Below are 13756 nucleotides of genomic sequence, written 5' to 3'. Positions count from 1 at the left end.
ATTAGTCGTTTGCCGGAGCCCATTGTGTATGGAAGGTGCCTTCTTTACCAATCAGCTCATAAGTGTGCGCGCCAAAATAATCACGTTGGGCCTGGGTAAGGTTGGAAGGCATTCTTTCGCTGCGGAAAGCATCAAAATAGCTCAATGCTGAAGCATAACCAGGAGCAGCAACACCGGCAGCAATAGTAGCCGATAATACTTTCCTGATGCCTGGTAAGGTACCGGCAACCAATGCCTGGATATCACTGTCAAGCAACAGGTGAGGCAGTGCCTGATCTTTATTGTAAGCATTGTAAATGTCATTCAAAAATTCTGAACGGATGATACAGCCGCCTCTCCAGATCTTGGCAATTTCGCCCAAATGAAGGTCATATTTATACTCTTCAGATGCTTTGGTAAGCAGGTGCATACCCTGTGCGTAAGTAACGATGCTGGTGAAGTAGAAAGCCTGCTCTAAAGCAACCAATAACTCTTCTTTATCGCCTTTAAGCTCGATAGGATCATTATAAAGTGTTGAAGCTTTTTCACGCAGTGATTTGTATTTAGACAAGTCGCGCATTGATACAGATGTATCGATAGTTGGGATTGGGGTTACCAAATCCATAGCCACCTGCGACGTCCATTTACCTGTGCCTTTAGCTTTCGCTTCGTCTTTAATATCATCTAACAATAAATGATCGGTTCCAGGTGCTTTGTATTTGAAAATATCTTTGGTGATATCTAAAAGGAATGACTGTAAACGGCCTTCGTTCCATTTAGTGAACAGATCGCCAATTTCATCGTTACCTAACTTTAAGCCTTTTTTAAGGATCTCATAAGTTTCGGCAATTACCTGCATAATACCGTACTCGATGCCGTTGTGAACCATTTTAACAAAGTGACCTGATGCGCCAGGGCCAATGTAAGTAACACAAGGTTCGCCATTAACTTTAGCAGCGATGGCTTCAAAAATAGGTTTCATCACAGCATAAGCATCCTTATCGCCACCCGGCATCATGCTTGGGCCACGACGGGCACCTTCTTCACCGCCTGATACGCCCATACCGAAGAAATGCAGGCCTTTGGCCTCCAGTTCCTCAACACGACGGTTTGTATCAGTGAAGTGCGAGTTACCGCCATCAATCAGGATATCGCCTTTTTCCAATAACGGGGTTAATTCCTCAATTACAGCGTCAACAATTTTACCGGCAGGCACTAACATCATGATAGCCCTTGGTGTGGTAAGGCTCTGTATAAATTCTTTAACATCGGCAAAGCCCTTAGCGGCCCTGTCACCAGCTTCCTGGTTCAATGAATCTACTTTACCGGTATCTTTATCGTGCCCGGCCACCGCGAAGCCATGATCGGCCATATTTAGCAGCAGGCTGCGACCCATAACACCCAGGCCTATCATGCCAAAGGCGTATTTGTTTTCTGTTGCGCTCATTTTGTTTTGAGGTTTTCTTTTTTAAGAGTTTCTAAAATTTTCTTGGTGCTTTCGAGGCTGGTATGCTGAAAAGAACGGATCCCCAGTTTTTGGGCGGTATCAACAAACATCTTTCTGTCGTCAAAATACACGCATTGTTGAGGCGATACCTGGGCTATACCCATAGCTAACTGCCAGATACCCGGATCAGGTTTACGCATTTTCACTTCGCATGATGATACAAAGGCATCAAAACACTCATGCAGCTTAAATTTACGTACCCTATAATCGTTCAGCTCCTTGCCTTCGTTGTTCACTGAAATAATACGGAAGCCACAATCTTTTTTCCAGTCTTTAAGGAATTGCAGCATAGGCAATTCAACAGAGGTAGAATAGATAAAATCCTTAAAATCTTCGCGTACAAAATCCCGCGGGTGGTTAAATATCACCGTATCAAGGTATTCGTCGAGCGTGATACTGCCAATTTCATATACGTTAAAAATGAAATTATGCAGCGCGTTAACTTCGTCGTAATCAAGGTTAAAACGTTTGGCCGCTTCTTCGCGCGCCTCATGCCCCCATCCGTTCGACAGCAAAATGCCGCCCACGTCAAAAAAAAGGATCTTTAGATCAGCAACTTCCATAGATGTATTTGTATTGAAGTCCTTAGTCTAAAGTCGTAAGTTCAAAGTCAAAGAGATAATCCCGACTTCGAACTTAGGACTTTCGGCTTAAGACTTCGAACTTGATTACTTATTCTTCTGTGTTTCGATGGCGTTCAACAACTTTTCAAATGGCTTGTTGAATTTCTCGATACCTTCGTCTTCCAGTTGCTGGGTTACAGCAGCAAGGTCGATACCTAAAGAAGGTAGTTTGGCTAAGATCTCGGTAGCTTTATCTAAACCGGTTTCTAACGTGTTGGCAGCAACACCGTGATCACGGAAAGCGTCAACAGTTTCCAGAGGAACGGTATCAACCGTGTCCGGGCCAATTAATGCCTCAACATATTTAGTATCTTTAAATGCAGGGTTTTTGCTGCCTGTACTTGCCCATAATAAACGCTGTGGTTGTGCACCTTGCTCGGCAAGTTTTTTCCACCTTTCACTGCTGAATACCCTTTTATAAATTTCGTATGCTTTTTTAGCTGATGCGATTGCGACCTCACCATACAACTCTTTTTCGCCTTTTGCTTCAATGATCGGGTCCACAATGACATCAATACGGCTCAGGAAGAAACTGGCTACTGACGCAATGTGGGCAATTTTATGACCTGCAGCTAAATGCTCTTCCAGGCCTGCTATGTAAGCTTCAGTCACTTCCTCATAACGCTCTAAGCCAAACAGCAGGGTAACGTTAATGTTGATGCCTTTTGCAATAGATTGCTGAATAGCAGCCAAACCTGGTTTAGTACCAGGGATTTTGATCATTACGTTTTCACGGTTAACTTTTTTCCAAAGTTCTTCTGCTTGTTTAGCAGTACCTTCGGTATCTAAAGCCAGGAACGGAGAAACTTCAAGGCTTACGTAACCATCAACTTTGTTTGATTCTTCGTAAACACCTTTAAACAGGTCGGCAGCAGCCTGGATATCTTTAACAGCTATTTCAAAAAACAGCTTTTCGTTGTCGCTTTCAGATTTGAGCGCGGCAATATCAGCATCGTAATCAGAACTGCTGCTGATAGCCTTTTCAAAAATTGCAGGGTTTGAAGTAACGCCGCGTACGCCGTCAACGTCAATTAATTGTTTAAGTTTTCCTGATGAAATGATCTCACGGTCAATAAAATCAAGCCAGATACTCTGACCAAAACCATGTATCTGCGCTACGTTATTAGTTGCCATAATAGGGTTTGTTTTTGTGTTTGTTAATTATTTTGTTAAAAGCGCGATGAAGGTAGTAAAAATTGCTACCAAATCGGTCTATTATGTAAAGTTCTTAATAAGAATGTCAGTAATTGTAAGATTTATATCATACTTTGTTAACATTTCCGGGTTAAGTCTGCAGTTTTTAGCAGTAAATGCCGGTTTTTAGTCTTAAATTAGAATTAGCAAATCAAAAGTCTCATTTTCTTTAAGATTTCGGACTAAAGACGTCAAACTTAAGGCTAAATCTAACTGTTCGAGGCCATGATAATATTCACATCAAAGCCGATAAAAAGTCCGCTTTCAATTACCCCTGTTATCGATTTAATATCCCTTTCAAAACTTTTACCAATTTCATCGAATTTGCAATCCAATACAAGGTTGCCATTTTCTGAAATTATTGGCCCATCCTTACCTTTTGCCGGACGGATAGCTATTTCGGTGGCCCCTAAACTTTTCAGCTCCTTTTCCACATAAGGCAATGCCTGCGGAAAAACCTCGATAGGTACCGGAAATTTCGAGCCTAATTTATCAACCATTTTCGACTCATCAACTATAATATAACTTACTTCACTTGAGCTGATGAGCAACTTCTCTTTAAACATAGCCCCGCCGCGCCCTTTGATCAGGCTTTTGTCGGGGTCAACCTCATCAGCTCCGTCAAAAAGCCAATCGGGTTTATGTTCATACAGCGTTGTTATTGGCAGGCCCAGTTTACTGCAAAACATAGAAAGCTCTACCGAAGTGGGGATTGCTTTTACATTCAGTTTTTCATCTTTTACCCTTTGGGCAATCGCCACCAAAGCCAGGTATGATGTTGAACCCGAGCCAACACCTATAATATCGCCATCCTTAACTTTTGCTGCTATTTCGGCAGCTACCTTTTGTTTGCCTTCGATATTGATAATCTTATCGGCCCACTCCAGGTTATTTATCAGGTTGCTGTTCCAGTTCATTTTTATTTAGATGTGAGATCTGAGATTTGAGACGTGAGATTTGATTACCGGATAGGTTTTAAGCTATGCTTGTCTCAAATCTCACATCTAATATCTCAAATCTATAACAGAGCTTTTGCTTTTTTAACAACGTTATCAACAGTAAAGCCGAAGTGTTTGTACAGATCTTCGGCAGGGGCCGATTCACCAAAGGTGGTCATGCCCAGCATATCGCCTTCGTCAGTGATATATTTGTGCCAGCCCATTGGTGATGCCATTTCAACTGCCAAACGTTTTTTGCTTGCTTTAGGGAATACCGACTCTTTGTAAGCCTCATCCTGTTTTTCAAACAGCTCCCATGACGGCATACTTACCACGCGGGTTGAAATGCCTTCAGCTTCCAGTTTTTCCTGTGCCTGCATAATTAAAGCTACTTCAGATCCGGTAGCTATCAGGATCAGATCCGGGCCTTTGCTGCCTTCTGAAAGCACATAGGCACCTTTTTCCAGGTTTTCGGCTTTGCCGTATTTATCCTGGTCAAGGATAGGTAAGCCCTGGCGGGTGAAGATCAGCACAGTTGGGCCGCCTTTTTTCTCGATGGCAACACGCCATGCATGCGCGCTTTCGTTGGCATCAGCCGGACGGATCACGGTTAAGTTTGGTATCGAACGTAAAGAAGCCAATTGCTCAATAGGCTGGTGAGTAGTACCATCCTCGCCCAAACCAATACTATCATGCGTATAAACAAAAATCGGGTTTATTTTCATGATGGCCGCCAGGCGGATTGGCGGGCGCATATATTCAGAGAACATCAGGAACGTAGCGCCAAATGGCAGCAAGCCTTTGGTTAAAGCCATACCATTTAAAGCCGAACCCATGGCATGCTCACGGATGCCAAAGTGGAAGTTGCGGCCTGCACGGTTTTCTGATGTAAATGAATCAAACTCTTTCAGGTTTGTTTCTGTTGATGGAGCAAGGTCGGCCGCACCGCCAATAAGGTTTGGCAATGCCGGCGCAATAGCGTTTAATACTTTGCCTGAGGCCTGGCGGGTTGCCATTTTAGGGTCCGAACCTTTAAATACCGGCAATTTATCTTTCCAGCCTGCAGGTAGTTCGCCTTTCGCGGCAGCTTCGTATTCGGCGGCTAACTCAGGAAATTTTGCTTTATAATCTGCAAATAATTTGTTCCATTTTTCTTCAACTGCAGCGCCGCGTGCACCTTTTTTGTGATAGTAATCCAGCACCTCGTCAGGTACGTTGAATGATTTTTCAGGATCGAAACCGAAGAACTGTTTTACCAGTTTAATTTCGTCGGCGCCAAGCGGCGAACCATGTGAACCTGCAGTGCCCGATTTATTAGGGCTACCATAGGCAATCAGCGAGCGAACACGGATAAATGACGGTTTCTGAGTTTCGGCTTTGGCATTGATCAAAGCAAGCTCCAACGCGTGGGTATCGTTTACGTCAGTAAGGTCCTGCACGTGCCAGCCGTATGCGCGGAAACGGGCGCTTACATCTTCATTAAAAGCAATATCAGTGCTGCCTTCAATAGAGATGTGGTTGTCATCATATAAATAGATCAGGTTACCCAATTGCAGGTGACCAGCCAATGATGCCGCTTCGGAAGTTACACCTTCCATCAAGTCGCCATCGCTGCAGATGGTGTAAATATTGTAGTTGAACAGCTCAAAACCAGGTTTGTTGTAACGGGCAGCCAGGTGTTTTTGAGCAATGGCAAAGCCCACAGCATTGGCAAAGCCCTGTCCCAGCGGACCAGTAGTTACTTCAATGCCCGGAGCCAAACCATATTCGGGGTGACCGGCCGTTTTGCTGTTTAGCTGGCGAAACTGTTTGATGTCATCTAACGAAAGATCATAGCCCATTAAATACAAAAAGTTGTACTGTAAAATACAAGCGTGGCCCGCCGAAAGGATAAACCTGTCGCGGTTTGCCCAATCGGGGTTTTTAGGGTTATAATTTAAAAACTTTGTCCATAAAACGTGGCCCATTGGTGCCAGCGCCATCGCTGTACCAGGGTGGCCTGAATTTGCTTTTTGCACAGCATCGGCTGCCAATACCCTTACGGTATCAATCGCCAATTTTTCTATGTCTTGTTGGTTTTCCATTTTGTTATCAGGTATTGTAGTTAGTGTTAGTTTTTAATTTACTCGGTAGGTGTTGCAATTTTGCGCTTGGTTTTACTTTCGTCCTCACTGAGCCAAAGCCTCGCGCCACCCTTGATACCATCGGCATTGGTAACTATTTTCATGTTTTTATCAAGCTTAAAAGTAAGCTCATCTGAATTGCCGCCGCCAATGTATAAAGTATCGTAATTGAATACAGTTTTCAATATTTTGAAAACCTTCTTCATGCGTTTGTTCCATTTCTCTTTGCCTTCTTTCTCCAAAGCCTTCTCGCCTATATAGTTATCATAGGTAATACCTTCTTTTATCGGAAGGTGCGCCAGTTCAAAGTGGGGCAATAAATGGCCATCCATTAACAAAGCAGTACCAAAACCTGTGCCCAGGGTTATCACCATTTCAAGACCTTTCCCGGCAACAACGCCAAGGCCCTGCATATCGGCATCGTTTACCACCTGTGTTGGTTTGCCTAATGCTTTTTCCAGTTTTTTGCTTAAATCAACGTCGGTCCAGTATTCGGTACCAAGATTTGGCGCGGTTTTAACAACTCCGTTTTTTACATAACCCGGAAAACCAACCGATATTTTATCATATGCCGGAAAATCCTTCACAAGGGTGTTGATAGCTTTTATAACGTTTTCGGGATTTGCAGGAGCGGGAGTAGGTATCTTGTCGTACTCCATTTTTAAATCCCCTTTTTTATTCAGGATAGTGGCTTTAATGTGTGATCCACCGATATCGATTGAGAGAACCCTTAATTGGGATGGTGTTTTTTTCATTTAGCGTAATTTATTTAGCTGGTTAGCAATTTGGTGAAACCCTTAGTTCCCAGCGCATAAATATCACATTTTAATAATATCAAATTGTTAAATAATGGGATAAAATCAATTTATCCCATTAAAGCAACAAAGGTAAAGTTAGCGTTGCTTTTATTTAACAAGCCAATTTTTAAAAGTATTTTACTTATGCGTGGCAAAAACAATGCAATTAAGGTAAAATGTAAATACCCTCGTTAATTTTTTCAAATGCTTAAACTGTTATTACCTGTTTTAAGTGTAAAAGTTTTTCCTTTCCACACAAAAATGCCAGATGTGTTTTTGGGAAGGCTAATGTTGATACTCCATTTTCCTTTATCGAACACGTATTTGGCGTAAATTTTTCCGTTAGGGTGCGGCATTTCTCCGCTGATATTTCTGATCTGGCCCAAATGCGGCTCAATTTTTATTTTGCTGAAACCCGGCGCATACGTATCTACACCTAAAATGGTTCGATAGAACTCAATGTTAGGACTTCCTCCCCAGGCATGGCAATCGGAACGGTTATGGTCAAGGTCGGAGATTTCGGCCCAGGTGGTTAAGCCCATTTTGATATTATCGCGCCAGATGTTGAGCCAGTTTAAGTAATCATCGCCCAAACCACCCTTAACCATGGCTTGATGAAGATAATATTTAAAGTAGATGGTGCATTGGGTAAGCGTAGTATCATTCAATAGTTTTAAACTGATATCATGGGCAGTCGCGCTATTTACCATACCCGCTAATACAGCTATGGAGTTAGTATGCTGAGAAAATAGTTGTTTATCCTCGGTATCGGCAAACAGTTTTTTGCCAGCATCCCAGTATTTACTTTGGATAACGGTTTTTAATTGCGCTGCTTTGGCCTTGTACATTGCAGCAAACGCGGGCATTCCCATTTTTGCTTCCATTTCGGCGGCCTGCCGATAGGCCCACATCAACTGCAGGTCTAATATAGCCGAAGTGCCTTTGGCGCTTTTGGGGGCCTGTCCAAAATCCCAGCCTTTGTCGTCCACCCAATCAACAAATGTCCAGTACGGGGTATCTTTTAATGAGCCATCGGCCTGTTGATATTTGCTGAAAAAGTTGAGCACATCGCGCATCCCCGGCAGTTTATCTTTTATAAATAAACTATCGGGCCGGTACATCCAGTAATCATGCAGCATGCCGATATACCAAAGCGAAAAGGTGGAAATAATTTGGGGCGAGAACGAGGGGTGACGGCTTAGCGTGATCCCTTCGGCCAGGCGGGAATGATCCATCTGGTTGATGGCGTTGCGCACCAGGCGGTCATCGCCGCTATTATAAAAAGATACCAGCGCCTGGATGCGGGTATCGCCAACGTATTGCAGCTGTTCGTAGTATGGACAGTCGGTATAGGTTTCACCAGCGCAAAGGCGGGCGGTGCGCCAGCCAATATCCAGCATCTGCTGCATTTCGGGGTTGGAAGTTTCCAGTTTAGCATTCATTTTAAATGGATACCCGGTGAATGTTCCGTAGATATCGTCAATAACCAATGGCTCATCTTTGGTGCTTACTTTTACTTCGATGTACCTGAAAGTGCGCCATGTTAAGGTAGTAAATGAATTGCCGGAGGCTCCGTCAGCAACTATACTATCCCGCCTGCCCACAAAGATCTTTCCATCCACCTCATTACGGTTACCTTTAACCGGGCCTTCCGGGCCGCTTAAACTTTTAAAAAGCGATTCGGTATAAGTAATGCCAATACCGGCGTTTTTGCCCTTGCTGAAATTGAGGGTTAAAAACGCGTTGGTTAAATACGTTTGATCGAGCAGTAAAGTAGCCGAAGTATTAGCCGGGATAGTGACAGCTGTTTTGCTTGCCGGGAATGAGGGTGAAACAGCTACCCCATCCGCCTTCCGTAAAACCGGGATCCTTTGCAAGGTCATTTCCATGGCGGGTATTGACGATGGAACCAGCATCCAACCAAACGCATTGGTTACGCCTTTGGGGTTTCCTTTATCAATTTGGATCGCATCTTTCCAGTTGCTGTCGTCAAGCCCGGTCGTGTTCCACTCTTTTATAGAGAGGTTTAAATCTATCCGCTCGCCCGGCCCGGCAACATAATAGGGATGCCAGCCTATACCGGTGATAGGCTTAAATGATTTATCACGGATACATTTCCAGGTTTTATTGGTATTGATTATTTCTTCATTTGGCGTATCGCCCTGCATAATAAAACCTGTTTGTAAGGAGATCTGTGCTTCGGGACGGTAATCGCCATCGTTCCAAACTACAGCGGCAACAATATTTTTACCCGGCTGAAGATATGGCGCCAGATCAACCGTTTCATAATTCCAGTAATAAGTATCTCCGCGTGCAGGGCCTAATGAAACCAAGGTTTGGTTAACATAAAGCTTATACCGGTTATCGGCAGATACATGAACAATAAAGGATGAAGGTTTAGCGGCAAGGTCAATGTTTTTCCTGAAATAATAAACCCCGTATTCCTTTAAAGATTCCTGCGGAACGGTGATCCAGGAGGCTTTCCACTGATGTTTTAAAAGCGCCGGACTGATGGTTTGCGCATAAGCTGATGCTGTAATAAACAGAAAGACTGCAAAAAAGCTGCGTTTTAAGAAAAGCCTCATGAAGTAGCGTGGTTTATAGGTGATTGGCAATTGCCTGCACAGCTAAATTACAATTAAAGCGGGATTTTTGTACACCTGATCAATTTTCGGTTCTTGAAGAAACAGGTAGAAATTTTCACACAAATTTTTTCGAATTAATCGAATTACACGAATTTTTTATTGATGTCGATTTTAAATTCGTGTAATTCGATTAATTGTGGCCGATTTGAAAATCAATTCGTGTAAGAATTTTTCGCCCCAATTTATTCACAAGTCTGATCTTTTAAGGGCCATATCCCCTGCCGTTATCTATCCCGATAGTGGATTGTTTCATAATTCCGTTATCTTTATTTTTTACAAACCTAAAACTATGGATGTATTAGCCGTCTTTTTATTAGTGGTTGTCATTATCATGATGCTGAACCACAAGGGCAGTTTAAACAATAAGATCAAAGAGCTTGAATTTAGAATATTCGAACTAAAAGGTATTATTGAACAGCTTAAGATAACCCGGCCGGGTGCTGAAGATGTCAAAAAAGCAGAAGAACGGGCACCTGCAATTGTTTCGCCTCCTGCGCCTGTTATACCACAACCTCCTGTTGAAAAACCGAAAGCTCCTGTTGAGGCAGAGATAAAACCAGAACCTATTACACCTCCAAAAATTGAACGGCAACCCGAAGTTATTGAAGACAGCTTATCAATCATCAATCGCCCTATAAAAACACGCGATTTTGGGCACGTGAAACCTTTGCAGCCCAGGCCGTCTTTTTTTGAGCGCCATCCCGACCTGGAAAAATTCATCGGCGAAAATCTCATTAATAAAATAGGCATAGCCATCCTGGTGCTGGCCATTGGCTTCTTTGTAAAATATGCTATCGATAACGATTGGATAGGCTTAGTAGGCCGCGTGGGCATAGGTATTGTTTGCGGCGGTATTTTAATTGCTGTTGCACATGCGCTGCGTAATAGTTATAAGGCCTTTAGCTCGGTATTGGTGGGCGGTGGCCTGGCTGTGTTTTATTTTACCATAACGCTGGCATTTCAGCAGTTTCATTTGTTTAATCAAACAACGGCATTCATTATTTTAATTGTGATCACCGTTTTTGCGGTACTGCTTTCCTTATTATATGATAAGCAGGAGCTGGCCGTGATTGCATTAGTTGGCGGCTTTGCCAGCCCGTTTATGGTAAGTAATGGCAGCGCCAATTATAACGGTCTGTTCATTTACCTGCTGATATTAAATACCGGCCTGCTCATTATTGCTTATTACAAAGCATGGCGGGTGCTTAACATTGTTTCGTTTGGGTTTACGGTAATTGTTTTTTCAACGGTGCTGTATACACTTACACCTCCTACCTACCATTTCGGCTTTATTTATGCCAGCATTTTTTACGCGCTTTACTTTGTTATCAACATAGCCAACAACGTACGCGAGAACAAAAAATTCATCGCCTCCGATTTCAGCATTTTGCTTCTTAATACCGGGTTATATTTTGCTACCGGCCTGTACCTGTTAACCATGATGCATGATGAGCAATACCGGGGTTTGTTTTGCGTGAGTTTGGCTGTGGTAAACCTGGTGCTGTCATACGTGCTGTTTCGTAATCGTAAGGTGGATACCAATATTTTGTACCTGCTTATCGGCATTACGCTCACGTTTATTTCGTTAGCTGCTCCTATTCAGTTGCATGGCAATAACATTACCATTTTCTGGGCTTCAGAAACGGTGTTGCTTTATTGGCTGTACCTGCGCTCTGGCATTCAGCTCATGAAATATACAGCTGTGTTTTTATGGATAGCCATGTTGCTAAGCTTGCTAATGGACATGTACCAGACTTATAGTAATTACAGTTTGAGTTTAACCATAATTGCCAATAAGGGTTTCATCACTACGCTATTTGCTGCTGTAAGTTCATTTTTACTTTCGGTATTGGTTAAAAAGGACCCAACCAAGGTGGAGCACACCAATATTTTTACTGAGCAGCTTTTTGGGGTAGCCGCACTTGTGCTTCTTTTTTTAAGCGGCCTGCTGGAAATCAACCACCAGTTCCTGAACCATTACACGGATACCAACCTTAATATTTTATATGCGATGGTGTATACGCCTGTGTTTGTATTTATCTACTATACGTCATCGCCCAAAATACAGGTTATCAATTTTAGCAGCGACGCAAAGTTTGTGATACTACTCGTCTGCCTGATTGTTTACCTGTTGCTTACGCCACAATATTATTCGCTGCAACATTTGATGCTCGAAACTAAGAAGCCGTCGACCAGTCATTTTATGGCACATTGGATTGGTGCTGTATTTATCGGTCTGTTGTTTTACAGGGTGATCCGCTTATGTCAGCAAAATTTGAACGAAGGCCTGAAAAAAGCGTTTACCTGGGTATTAAGCGCGGGCGTTGTATTGTTTTTAAGCTTTGAAGTAAGCCTGATGAGTAACCTGCTATTTTTTAGTAAAGCCAATTCTATCGATCAAATAGAAACCGTGTACATAAAAACCGGCTTACCTGTATTATGGGGACTGCTTTCCTTCGCCTTGATGTGGCTGGGGATGAAATACAAGCTCCGGGTAATGCGGGTGGCCTCATTAACATTGTTCTCGCTTACTTTAGTAAAATTATTTTTGTTCGATATTAAAAACATCCCGGTTTGGGGTAAAATAGCTGCTTTCTTTTGTTTGGGGGTACTGCTCCTTATTGTGGCATTTATGTACCAGCGAACAGCTAAAAAAAATATTGCCGATGATGAGGCTAAAAAAAATGAATAAGCTAACGCTTTTAACGCTGCTGCTTTGCGGAGTCATATTACCCGCATCGGCACAAAAAAATTTTAAATATAAAGCCGCGCTGCACAAGATTGACAGCACCGGCTTTTACCGTATTGGCTTGCAGCCGGAATTGGTAGCGAAAGCCAAACCCGACCTGTCGGACATTCGCATTGCAGACGCGAAAGGCAACTTTGTGCCTTACATCCAGGCCGGTAGCCTGCCGCAAAAAAGCCAGCAAAGCTTTGTTGTTTTCCCGGAGATCAGCAACACGCCAAAAACCGATACCAGTACTGTTTTTATCATAGAAAATAAAACCGGGCTGGTACTCGACCGCCTTTGGATCAGGCTGCAAAACACAGCCGTAAAACGTAAAGTGAACCTGCTGGGCAGCGATGATCTGAAACAGTGGTTTGCCATCCAGGAAGAGATCCCCTTGCAGGAAGCTGTACAAAACAGTGAAGGCACCTACCTGCAATCGTTGTCGTTTCCGGCGAGTAACTATCGCTATTTAAAAATCCAGGTAAACGATAAAAACAAAAACCCGGTTAAGTTTTTGGAGGCGGGCATTTATACTGAGTACGCGTCGACAGCGCAAAGTTACACGCCTGTTTCGCCTTTAAACATCATCCGTGCCGATAGTAATAAAACCACCTTTATCGACATTAAGCTGAACGATAATTACCAGGTAAACAAGTTGCACCTCAATATCAGCGCGCCGAGGTATTATAAACGAAGTGTTACCGTTTACCAGTTTGTAAACAATGGCAGGGAGCTCCTGAGCGAAGCCGAACTGTCATCAGATAAAACAACTGATCTGTTAATTGCTGCAAAAGCCAACCACCTGTTAATAGAGATAAGCAATGGCGATAACCAGCCGCTGAGCATCGGCGAGATCAAAGCATTTCAATCTGACGAATATTTGATCAGCTACCTTGAAGCTAAGCAAAGCTACCGGTTCCTGGTCGGTGATCCTTCAGCTCAGGCACCGGAATATGATCTTAAGTTTTTTGCTGATAGTATTGGAGGGAACACCCCGGTTATTAAACACGAAGCTGTTGTTAAAAACACCGGCTATGCAGTGGCAGTAAAACCTGCCGGGAAAGATTACATCGGATTAATTTGGGTAGCTATTATTGTTTCATTAGGGTTGTTGTTGTTGTTGACTTTGAAGATGACCAGGGAGGTGAAGAAAAAAGAGGAGGAAAGATAAAATTTCCACCCTTTAAATTTAGAATGAGATTGGATGTAGAGGCTTGCC

The 13756-nt window shown here is 43.1% G+C and carries 9 protein-coding genes; 2 read left to right on the top strand and 7 right to left on the bottom strand.

Annotated features, from left to right (window positions below; translation table 11 throughout):
• Position 1: 1 nt before the first annotated feature.
• From gnd to ACEN82_RS24065, 7 genes are all read right to left on the bottom strand, one after another.
• The gene (gene gnd, locus ACEN82_RS24095; RefSeq protein ID WP_188833641.1) at positions 2 to 1426 is read right to left on the bottom strand and encodes an NADP-dependent phosphogluconate dehydrogenase; all 1425 of its coding nucleotides are present in this window, start codon (positions 1424 to 1426) and stop codon (positions 2 to 4) included.
• Complete coding sequence (locus ACEN82_RS24090; RefSeq protein ID WP_274986012.1) at positions 1423 to 2049, bottom strand: HAD family hydrolase; 627 nt, start codon at positions 2047 to 2049, stop codon at positions 1423 to 1425. The genes gnd and ACEN82_RS24090 overlap by 4 nt, the downstream gene beginning before the upstream one ends.
• A 105-nt stretch (positions 2050 to 2154) precedes the next feature.
• A complete protein-coding gene (gene tal, locus ACEN82_RS24085; protein WP_354484763.1) occupies positions 2155 to 3243 on the bottom strand; it encodes a transaldolase in 1089 nt (362 codons plus the stop codon).
• A 269-nt stretch (positions 3244 to 3512) separates the two neighbouring features.
• Positions 3513 to 4220: a ribose 5-phosphate isomerase A gene (rpiA, locus tag ACEN82_RS24080; protein WP_091167076.1), complete on the bottom strand. Its 708-nt coding sequence runs from the start codon at positions 4218 to 4220 to the stop codon at positions 3513 to 3515.
• A gap of 101 nt (positions 4221 to 4321) precedes the next feature.
• A complete protein-coding gene (gene tkt / locus ACEN82_RS24075) occupies positions 4322 to 6325 on the bottom strand; it encodes a transketolase (RefSeq protein ID WP_413322098.1) in 2004 nt (667 codons plus the stop codon).
• Between the two features lie 38 nt (positions 6326 to 6363).
• Positions 6364 to 7119 (bottom strand): ROK family protein, encoded by a 756-nt coding sequence (locus ACEN82_RS24070; protein WP_112653382.1) that lies wholly within the window; start codon positions 7117 to 7119, stop codon positions 6364 to 6366.
• A gap of 242 nt (positions 7120 to 7361) precedes the next feature.
• Positions 7362 to 9746, bottom strand: a complete 2385-nt coding sequence (locus tag ACEN82_RS24065; protein ID WP_413322099.1) for an alpha-L-rhamnosidase-related protein — start codon at positions 9744 to 9746, stop codon at positions 7362 to 7364.
• Positions 9747 to 10095: 349 nt separating this feature from the next.
• On the opposite strand from ACEN82_RS24065, the gene ACEN82_RS24060 reads away from it, so the two are divergent.
• Together ACEN82_RS24060 and ACEN82_RS24055 are read left to right on the top strand one after the other, a co-directional pair.
• On the top strand, positions 10096 to 12498 hold the full coding sequence (locus tag ACEN82_RS24060) for a DUF2339 domain-containing protein (RefSeq protein WP_413322100.1): 2403 nt from the start codon (positions 10096 to 10098) through the stop codon (positions 12496 to 12498).
• Entirely contained in the window at positions 12491 to 13708 is a 1218-nt protein-coding gene (locus tag ACEN82_RS24055) for a hypothetical protein (RefSeq protein ID WP_413322101.1), read from the top strand. Before ACEN82_RS24060 ends, ACEN82_RS24055 begins: the two co-directional genes overlap by 8 nt.
• Positions 13709 to 13756: the final 48 nt, after the last annotated feature.

Source organism: Mucilaginibacter sp. Mucisp73 (genome assembly GCF_059491465.1).
This window is presented reverse-complemented; position numbering and strand designations above follow the sequence as displayed.

Excerpts from the sequence above, each read along its gene's own strand:
- ACEN82_RS24090 (WP_274986012.1), bottom strand. The coding sequence starts at position 2,049 with ATGGAAGTTGCTGATCTAAAGATCCTTTTTTTTGACGTGGGCGGCATT.
- tkt (WP_413322098.1), bottom strand. The coding sequence starts at position 6,325 with ATGGAAAACCAACAAGACATAGAAAAATTGGCGATTGATACCGTAAGG.
- tal (WP_354484763.1), bottom strand. The coding sequence starts at position 3,243 with ATGGCAACTAATAACGTAGCGCAGATACATGGTTTTGGTCAGAGTATC.
- gnd (WP_188833641.1), bottom strand. The coding sequence starts at position 1,426 with ATGAGCGCAACAGAAAACAAATACGCCTTTGGCATGATAGGCCTGGGT.
- rpiA (WP_091167076.1), bottom strand. The coding sequence starts at position 4,220 with ATGAACTGGAACAGCAACCTGATAAATAACCTGGAGTGGGCCGATAAG.
- ACEN82_RS24070 (WP_112653382.1), bottom strand. The coding sequence starts at position 7,119 with ATGAAAAAAACACCATCCCAATTAAGGGTTCTCTCAATCGATATCGGT.
- ACEN82_RS24065 (WP_413322099.1), bottom strand. The coding sequence starts at position 9,746 with ATGAGGCTTTTCTTAAAACGCAGCTTTTTTGCAGTCTTTCTGTTTATT.
- ACEN82_RS24055 (WP_413322101.1), top strand. The coding sequence starts at position 12,491 with ATGAATAAGCTAACGCTTTTAACGCTGCTGCTTTGCGGAGTCATATTA.
- ACEN82_RS24060 (WP_413322100.1), top strand. The coding sequence starts at position 10,096 with ATGGATGTATTAGCCGTCTTTTTATTAGTGGTTGTCATTATCATGATG.